6 protein-coding genes and 1 pseudogene are annotated in these 5,959 nt (G+C 64.4%); 4 read left to right on the forward strand and 3 right to left on the reverse strand.

The window, feature by feature from the left end:
* Window positions 1–482 precede the first annotated feature (482 nt).
* A complete protein-coding gene (locus ACXJL8_RS31315) occupies window positions 483–782 on the reverse strand; it encodes a pyocin activator PrtN family protein (RefSeq protein ID WP_456686175.1) in 300 nt (99 codons plus the stop codon).
* A 201-nt stretch (window positions 783–983) separates the two neighbouring features.
* On the opposite strand from ACXJL8_RS31315, the gene ACXJL8_RS31320 reads away from it, so the two are divergent.
* Both ACXJL8_RS31320 and ACXJL8_RS31325 read left to right on the forward strand, forming a co-directional pair.
* Entirely contained in the window at window positions 984–1,211 is a 228-nt protein-coding gene (locus ACXJL8_RS31320; protein ID WP_456686176.1) for a hypothetical protein, read from the forward strand.
* Between the two features lie 697 nt (window positions 1,212–1,908).
* Window positions 1,909–2,106 (forward strand): hypothetical protein, encoded by a 198-nt coding sequence (locus ACXJL8_RS31325; RefSeq protein WP_456686177.1) that lies wholly within the window; start codon window positions 1,909–1,911, stop codon window positions 2,104–2,106.
* Between the two features lie 1,467 nt (window positions 2,107–3,573).
* Here the strand turns inward: ACXJL8_RS31325 and ACXJL8_RS31330 are convergent.
* The gene (locus ACXJL8_RS31330) at window positions 3,574–3,720 is read right to left on the reverse strand and encodes a hypothetical protein (protein ID WP_456686178.1); all 147 of its coding nucleotides are present in this window, start codon (window positions 3,718–3,720) and stop codon (window positions 3,574–3,576) included.
* Window positions 3,721–4,537: 817 nt separating this feature from the next.
* Between ACXJL8_RS31330 and ACXJL8_RS31335 the strand changes: the two genes are divergently transcribed.
* Window positions 4,538–5,290, forward strand: a complete 753-nt coding sequence (locus ACXJL8_RS31335; RefSeq protein WP_456686179.1) for an IS6 family transposase — start codon at window positions 4,538–4,540, stop codon at window positions 5,288–5,290.
* Window positions 5,291–5,316: 26 nt separating this feature from the next.
* Here the strand turns inward: ACXJL8_RS31335 and ACXJL8_RS31340 are convergent, their stop codons facing one another.
* Complete coding sequence (locus tag ACXJL8_RS31340; RefSeq protein WP_456686180.1) at window positions 5,317–5,685, reverse strand: hypothetical protein; 369 nt, start codon at window positions 5,683–5,685, stop codon at window positions 5,317–5,319.
* Between the two features lie 93 nt (window positions 5,686–5,778).
* Between ACXJL8_RS31340 and ACXJL8_RS31345 the strand changes: the two are divergent.
* Window positions 5,779–5,959 (forward strand): annotated as a pseudogene (locus tag ACXJL8_RS31345) (IS481 family transposase); the annotation flags it as partial.

Genomic DNA, 5,959 nt, shown 5'->3' on the forward strand with positions numbered 1-5,959 from the left:
GCCACGCCCTTCGCTCTGATCACATCTGTCAGTAGTGCACCACGATCTCCGCCAAGCTGGATAACCATGATCTGCTGCGCAGCCCCTGCCCGACGAGCAAGACTGGAGCGTTTGGCTCAGCCAATCGCCCAGAACAACGGGAGTGCGCCCGCCAGGAACAGGGCCGAGGACAGGAGCACGGCAAGGCGCTCGCGATGATGGAGAACGAAGGCGTGAGGGTTTGCGAACATGGCAAAGCCGGATCGAGGGAAGTACCTCACGCTGGCCCCTGAACCTTGACCAATCAGGGGCACTCGGCGCCGTCCACAGGTGGTCGTCGGCGCGTGTCACCACCGGGCCACACAGCGTTGGATGTGCTTGGGCGCACCTCGCGGGGGCTGAGCCAGATGTACCCACCGCTCAAGGCCGTCATTCGCCCCCTCAGGCGGCCCGATCCAGCGGCGCAGCGCCTTCCCAGGTTGCTGCGCCGTTGTCGTTGCAGGCTACCCGCAGAGCTGGCGGCATTCCTTACGCGCTGCCTCGATCCGGTGGTCGAGGTACGTTGCCAGGTCGACCAAGGCGACGCCTTTGGCTGACTTCTGGCTGGCGTCGATCCGCACGACCAGCAGATCCAGCTTGCCCTCCCCGATCCGGCGCAGCAGGTGCTCCTGCGACACGCCGGGGAAGTAGGCCGCCATCACGCTGTCGAGCGGGATGATGACCCGTGGGCCGAACTGCTCTCGCAGGAGAGCGACCGTCGTCGGCTGCGCAGGGTCGGGCGCGCGCATGCTACCGGCCTTCATGGTGTTCTCCGCAAGGTGAGGCTCTTAGCGCTTCCGCGTGATGTTCACGGCTGCGAGCCGACCGTCTGCCTCCGCTTCGTCGAGGATCCGTTTTGCCCTTTCCGTAGGGCTCCCCCACGCTTCCGAGCTTCCTCCAGGTCGACGACGAGGCGGTCCATGATCGGGGCGTAATGCTCGCCGTACCTCTCCACGACATACGCCATGAAGAGGGTCGCCTCCTCGATCTCAACGAAGGTCGGTTCGCGATTTTGGAAGCGCGGCTTCCGCCTCGGCGTCCCTGGCTGCTGGCTTGGCATCTGCGCCTCCAGGTTTCGTACCGAAGCCGCCAACGTCGGCAGCTTCTATCGAACGCCGAGCCGCGCTGGTTGTGCCTCCTCGGTCGCCACAGCCTCGACCGCCGCGATGACGTTCTCCAGCTCGACGACCTGACGCAGCGCTCAGGAAAGCATGGCCGCCAGGATATAGACTGCAGTCAAGAACAAGCCAGATGAGGCGAGCACCGCGCTCCGTTCTCGGTGCTTAAGAACAAAGGTACAAGCTGCATTGAACATGAGGTGGCCCGGAGGCGGCGTGCGATCCGGTCAGTGTGGCAGCTGAACTGCGCTGGTTCGAGGGCCTTCCTGGGGACTAAATGCGAGAAATCGGCCCTGTCGCGCGGCCGTCACACCTCGACAAGTCAATCAAAGCGGCGCTATCTATCGCGAGCAATCGGGTCGCTCACGGCACCGGCCGCGGCCGCACTGAGGGCTGCACTGATCACGACGAGAAAACCGACCGAGATCATGGATTGGGCTCCTTTGATCCGAGCGAATAGCATCGGCTATGGTTAACGGCGTGTTAACTGTCCTCGGATTGGGGCAAGATGGCGCCACGAATGCAGTCTACGTATATGCTTCAGCTTCGCCCATGGCGAGCTACGTAGTCATTCCGTCAACAGCTAAGAGCGCGGGCGGCTGGAAACCTGACAGCCACGACCCCTGCCCTATCGCTCGCCATCTTGAGCGCATGCCGGCAATGAAGCCTCGGTGGTGCCATCGCGGCTAACATAGATGCAGTTGCGGCCAAGCCTGCGCACGACTACACGCCCTAGCTTGAGGGCGGTGCTGGGGTCCGGATGAGCGATGTCGTGACCGCTCTTCTCCTGGCGCTAGCGACCGAGAATGCCGAGCTGCGCGAGCAACTGGCCTCGACCCAGGACATGCTCGTCGAGACCGCGATCGACGCCGGGAACATGCACGCCCTGGTCGAGGCGATGCGGATCGAGCGGGACGCGTTGCAGGAAGAGGCCGAGCGGCTGCAGGCACAGGCGATGCGCAGGGCCTGACACCTCGACAGCCGCCCGGGCGCTCGCCATCTTGAGAGCATGCCCGCAGGTCCGAGCCTCGGAATGTCGATAGGGCGATCGCAGTCACGACGTGGCGCTCGGACCCGTGATGACCAACCCGATCGCTCGTCGGGCTCAGATCACTCTGCAGCGTGGGCGAACTTGGCGCGATTGCGCAGCATTAGATCTACGCCCGCGGTGCCAACGCGCTCGACCAGTGCGTCCAAGATCGCCTCAGGGTCATCAGGGAGCACGACAGTTGCCTGAGACGTCTCGGGAGCAGGGCTTGCCACCCGCCGCGGCTCGCGGCCCATGGTGGTCTGAGGAGCGACAACCTTCCCACTCTCAGCCTGCACACACTCCGGCTGGGCATGTCTGATCAACTCCGGAGGCTGGGTTTTCCGTTTGACCCAACGGCTCGACGGCGCAAGAGTCGCGCGCAAGGCGAAGAAGGCAGCAATAGCTGAGCCGTTGATGAACAAGCCCCAGCCATAGCTCTCGACGGATTGACCGCCGATGGGATGCCCAACATGGCCGAGGCCAATTGCGGCACCAAGCACTGCAACCGCGGCGAAAACTATAGCGAATATGAACATGATTGTGCAGGAACTCTCGGCGGAGGCACCGTTTAGCCCCACCTCAATGGCGCCCCGGCGTTTCCAGTTCCGAAGCAGAACGCCGCAGAACGTCACCGCGGTGCCAGGGTTGTTCCTGCCCGTTGCAATCACTTGGTGGAAGGGCCGCGCCTTTGTGCTGGTTGCGCTGCTCAGCCTCGTGTTTTGGCCCGGAGCGCTGATCTGGGCACTGCGGCTAAGACGGCGGCGAGACCTGTAAGCTCAGCCGAGCAGCCAGATCAGCGTCATAGCCCCGGTCATGAACAAGGCGGACGACCCAAGCACCGCACCACCCTCGCGGTTCTGAAGGAAAAAAGTGCGGGCTGTGGCGAGCATCGCGAGGACCAGAAACGGCGTTCGGTCCGATCAGTGTGGCAGCTGAACTGTGCCGGTTCGAGGGCTGACAACGGCCATGAGAACAAGAAATCGAGCCTGTCGCGGGGCCGTCACACTCCGCCAAACCGCTTGGGACGGCGCTATCCGTCGCGGGCGTTCGGGTCGCTTACGGCGCCCGCCGCTGCCGCGCTGAGCGCTGCACTAATCACGAGCAAGAGACCGGTTGAGAGCATGGAACAGGCTCCGTTGAACCAATTCAATGAGCGCCGGAAAGGGTTAAGGGCGCATTAACTGTTCGGAAATTGGGGCGAAAAAATGCCGCCTATGCAATCTACGCATATGCTTAAGCTTCGAGTTTGGCGAGATGACCGTCACTTCGACCGTGGACAGGATGAGCGTGCGTTGGTGCGCCTTGAGGCGTTCGAGAAGGGTGTTGAACTTGTCGGACATCGGGCGGCTTTAGCCGTAAGGGGATTGGCTCGACAATCTAAGCGCGGCGGCACCGTCCCGGGCGAGATCATGGCACCATGCGGTCGGACGGTATGCCGAACAGGGTCTTGTGATGACCGAGGTTGAGATCCGAGACACGCTCAGCGCCGTAGAGCGGGCGTTGAAGCATGCCGCGGACGCGGAACGCTGCACCAAGCACGATCTGAAAGAGCACAGGAGCCCATCCGCACATCAAGCATGGCAGTCTACGTGGAAGGCCGTGCGCGAGCTGGACGAGCTACAAGCCAAGCTCAGGCGACACCTTGCGGTAGATGGCTGCGGTCGCCCGTAGCGATCTGCGGCTCACTCTAACGGGGCCATGGTGTGGAAGAGCGCCCGAGCGGTTCCGTCAACCCGCCCATGCAGATACCGCGGTCCTGAATGGTTGCGCGCTGCGATGCAGGGGCCTAGGTGGGCACCGCGGGACAGCGATAGCGTCGCCGTCCCGCAGCCCTCTTGAGGGCGTTTCCTCCCTAGACTTCGGGCCGCTCCTTGAGGGCGGCCTTTTCTTTGTCTGGGACCCGGTTCGTAGCCGGACCCAGCCTCAGCGGCAAGCAGGATCATGCTGCGTCCACTGTCGTGTGGCGATTTAGTGCACAGCGAGGGTCGATAGTGGCTGCTCGACACCTCGCCGCGTGTCCGCCATCGTGAGCCCATGCCCGCGCCGCACAGCCAGACCTACGACCCGCAGGAGGAGCCGGCGCCCCGTGGCGGCTGGTTTCGGCTGGAGGAGCGGCCGTACCCGGAGCGGTTGGATCAGGCGTTCCGAGTGGCGGCGATCGGCATTGGTGGCGGAGCGGCGCTTCTCGCGACGTGGTTCCTCGCAGCCTACGCAACACGCCCTCTGACCGATTGCTGCATCATGGGCCGTCGCTGCGGCGTTGGTCGCGGCGGCCGCGGCCATGGGGCTTGTCGCAAACGCGAATGCGCTGAGGTTCACGGGTCGTTAGCCATAGCCGCCGAGCCTGCCGCCTCCGCCTTGGAGCCGGTCCATGATCCTGTCCGCCATCGCCGCCAAGCTCAAGCAGCGCGCCAAGGCCGACTTCAGGGGCCGGCATTTCGAAGCCGCGCTCATCGTCCAGGCCGTCTCCTGGTACCTGCGCTACCCGCTGAGCTAYCGCGACATCGAGGAGTTGTTCCTGGAACGCGGYYTGGAGGTGGACCACTCCACCCTRAACCGCTGGGTYCTGGCCTAYGCGCCGCTGATCGAGAAGCGGCTACGCGCATTCCGCCARCCTCATTGCGGCTCTATCCGGATCGACGARACSTACATCAAGGTGCGSGGTGAGTGGCGCTACCTCTACCGGGCCATCGACAAGCACGGCACGTCGGTGGACTTCCTGCTCACCGCCCACCGCGACCTCGACGCCGCCAAGCGGTTCTTCCGTAAGATGCTCCAGGATCAGCCGCTCCTCGCCCCGGACCGCATCGGCACCGATAGCGCTGGACCGTACCCGTCAGCCATCGCCGATAGCCGCGAGGCGGGTCTGCTGCCGCGCACGCCGGTCCACTACGTCACCAAGCACCTGCAACAGGGGATTGAGAGCGACCACTTCCGGGTGAAACGGGCGATGCCGCGGGTAGGCGGCTTCCGTTCGTTCCACACAACCCGGCGCACGATCTGCGGCTTCGAGGCCATGCTGTGGCTGCGCAAAGGCTTCGGCTTTACCGGCGCGTGGACCGTCCGGGAGCAGAACCGGCTGCTCGAGGTCTGCTTCGGACTTCAAAAGGTTAAGGAAATCTGAAGCCGCGGTCGAACCAGCCTCTCCTGCTACCTACCCCACGGTTTGCGACAAGCCCGGACCGCGAGCTGCCCGGTGGTGAACCGCGAGGCGAGAGCAGGCGGCATCGGTCCGGAGCAGGCCAGCCGTCGGCGGCGCTCAATGGCCACGGATCGCTCAGGAGCCCGCTGGAGGCGTTTGGGCGGGAACAGCGTCACGCGGCCGAGCGGAATGCCCACGGGCGCCACGGCCTCGCGCACTGCGCTCCTGCGGGTGTGCAGCGCCTCGGCCAAGCCCTGCGCCTCGGCATCGGTGACGGTCTCGGCGGCGTGCGCCTGCCAGATAGATCGCGACAGGCTGTCGAGTTGCGCGAGTGTCCGCGCGCCCTCGATCGCCGACCGCATGGTGGCGTGAAACATCGGTCCCGGTCCCTCACGGGCCGCGGCTAGGTGTGCAGTCCCGCGGTGTGGTGGCATCAATTTAGCTGTAACCGCCGCACACCGGGAGGCGTTATGGGACAGGTTCTTCACGGCTGCGCCACGACCACGCACGCGGTCAGAGCAACGCTACAGCGATCGAAAGCTCCGCTCAAAGATCTTGCCGCCCAGCATGGACTGAACCCCAAGACAGTCGCGAAGTGGCGTAAGCGAGCCTTCGTGCATGACGCGGCGATGGGACCGAAGACGCCGCGCT

Source organism: Bradyrhizobium sp. P5_C11_2, from assembly GCF_054049755.1.

Excerpts from the sequence above, each read along its gene's own strand:
- ACXJL8_RS31320 (WP_456686176.1), top strand. The coding sequence starts at position 984 with ATGAAGAGGGTCGCCTCCTCGATCTCAACGAAGGTCGGTTCGCGATTT.
- ACXJL8_RS31315 (WP_456686175.1), bottom strand. The coding sequence starts at position 782 with ATGAAGGCCGGTAGCATGCGCGCGCCCGACCCTGCGCAGCCGACGACG.
- ACXJL8_RS31340 (WP_456686180.1), bottom strand. The coding sequence starts at position 5,685 with ATGTTTCACGCCACCATGCGGTCGGCGATCGAGGGCGCGCGGACACTC.